Source organism: Gilliamella sp. Lep-s35 (genome assembly GCF_009795845.1).
Lineage (GTDB): Bacteria > Pseudomonadota > Gammaproteobacteria > Enterobacterales > Orbaceae > Gilliamella.
Genome location: NZ_WTEX01000061.1, coordinates 1 through 1,869, shown reverse-complemented (window position 1 = coordinate 1,869; position 1,869 = coordinate 1). Strand labels below are relative to the sequence as shown.

The window sequence follows — 1,869 nt, the reverse complement described above, 5'->3', positions numbered from 1 at the left end:
AGTATGGTATCACTGGCATTTATGTTAATGTGGCTGCCAATGTATTGTTGAGTGATTTATGTACAGCAAAGATCAACAGCCCCTAAGTAAAAAAAAACAAAAAATCAAAAAAATATAATCAACACTATTCACAAGTAAGTGATATGCTTTCTATTGATGAATAAAATAGCATCAACACAAATAAAAAAACCACCAATTATTAGCAGTTTTTATTTGATTTAAAAAGTTATTGTGAATCGATATCATTAATAAAATCATTTATGGTTTCTTCACGTTGTTGCTGCTTACTTTCATCGACTTTACCGCCCGATGCTACAAAGTCATTACGTTGGAAGTAGGCATTGCGCATAAAGTTGTAAGGGTCATCGCTATTTTTAATTAAATCTTCATATTCGATCGCAACAGCACGCGCTTCAACACCGTCAAACACACCACGCACTAATGCCCATTGCCAGTCCAACCAAACAAGCGGTGGGTAAAGAGTGTCAACTACGTGACCACCTTCGTTTCTTAACGTTGCAGATCCATAAAACGGTAGTACAACATAAGGGCCATAAGGTACATCGTAATGACCTAAAACATCACCAAAACTTCGTTTACCACCCTTTTGTAATTGAGGATCAGACATACTAGCAACATCCATTAAACCAGCAAAACCAAAAACAGTATTTAAAAAGAACCGCGCTAAATGAGTGCCTGCTTTATGAACATCACCTTGTAATAAATTATTCACCATCGAAGCGGGTTCAGAAAGGTTAGATGAAAAGTTAACCACACCAGTACGAACAGGAGTAGGGACATAATCTTTCCAAGCGACTGCAGCAGGGCGCAAGACATAAGGATCAAGCGCATAGTAGTTAACATCAAACATGGTTTTGTTAAAGCCAGATAACGGATCAGTATAAGAGTTAGTTTCGGTCTGATAAGTGGCACAACTAGTTAGGGCCATCACAGAAAACATCATACCAACTATTCGCTTTTTCATAATATCTTCGCTTAAAACTGATAAAATTAAATATGATTTAATTGTATCATGATTACTCAAAATAAAAAATTTTTCGTTATTTAAATAGCATTATCTTTATAAATTTATTAAAATGAGCGCCCTATATGACCTCATAGTTAAATGGATATAACAAGCCCCTCCTAAGGGCTAGTTGCAGGTTCGATTCCTGCTGGGGTCGAAATTATACCATTCAATAAAATTCAAATTTTTATGTTATATATTATGTTATACGCTCGTATATAACTTAAATTCGTATAAAATGGTCAAGATTATAAAACATCTAAATGATACTCAAATCAAGTCAGCCAAGCCAAGAGAAAAGGATTTTACTTTATCAGATGGCAATGGTTTATATTTATTAATTAAGTCTAATGGCCCTAAAATTTAGCGATTTAATTATATTAGTCCTGATTCTGGAATGGCAACACATTTTCAAACAAAAAATTAAGGGGTAAGTGTTTTTAAATTCAACGGGAGGCAAATAGTCTAACGAAGAATGTAATCGTTTATGATTATACCAATAAGCATAAGCCGAAAAAGTGCGTTGTAACTCAGCCGCTTAGTTGAAACGTTGGCCTTTTACAAATTCCGTTTTAATTGTTTTAAATGTCGCTTCCGCTACCGCATTGTCATAAGGACATCCTTTCTTGCTTAATGAATGCATGATATTAAATGTCTTAAAACAATCCGCTAATAGCTGATTATCAAACTCTTTACCTCGGTCTGAATGAAATTGTAAATACCCCATTTTTAGCACAAAACCCACATAGAAAATTATGCTGCCTGTTTTTGTGTTTTAAATTCAATCGGCGTCATATTATTTAGTGCCTCATGCGGTCTTTCGGTATTATAAATGGTTAGCC

General features: G+C 34.6%; 2 protein-coding genes, 1 tRNA gene and 2 pseudogenes. 2 read left to right on the top strand and 3 right to left on the bottom strand.

The annotated features are described in order from the left end of the window. Window positions 1-226 precede the first annotated feature (226 nt). The gene (locus GQ590_RS11960) at window positions 227-985 is read right to left on the bottom strand and encodes an MlaA family lipoprotein (protein ID WP_065636539.1); all 759 of its coding nucleotides are present in this window, start codon (window positions 983-985) and stop codon (window positions 227-229) included. 127 nt (window positions 986-1,112) lie between these two features. Here GQ590_RS11960 and GQ590_RS11955 point away from each other — a divergent pair. Both GQ590_RS11955 and GQ590_RS12415 read left to right on the top strand, forming a co-directional pair. Continuing rightward, window positions 1,113-1,184, top strand: a tRNA-Arg gene (locus GQ590_RS11955). An 81-nt stretch (window positions 1,185-1,265) separates the two neighbouring features. Then, window positions 1,266-1,391: pseudogene (locus tag GQ590_RS12415) on the top strand (integrase arm-type DNA-binding domain-containing protein); the annotation flags it as partial. A 69-nt stretch (window positions 1,392-1,460) separates the two neighbouring features. On the opposite strand, the pseudogene GQ590_RS12605 reads toward GQ590_RS12415, so the two are convergent. Further along, window positions 1,461-1,739, bottom strand: a pseudogene (locus tag GQ590_RS12605) (transposase); the annotation flags it as partial. Between the two features lie 41 nt (window positions 1,740-1,780). Continuing rightward, window positions 1,781-1,861: an IS3 family transposase gene (locus GQ590_RS12990; RefSeq protein WP_368669163.1), complete on the bottom strand. Its 81-nt coding sequence runs from the start codon at window positions 1,859-1,861 to the stop codon at window positions 1,781-1,783. Between the last annotated feature and the right edge of the window lie 8 nt (window positions 1,862-1,869).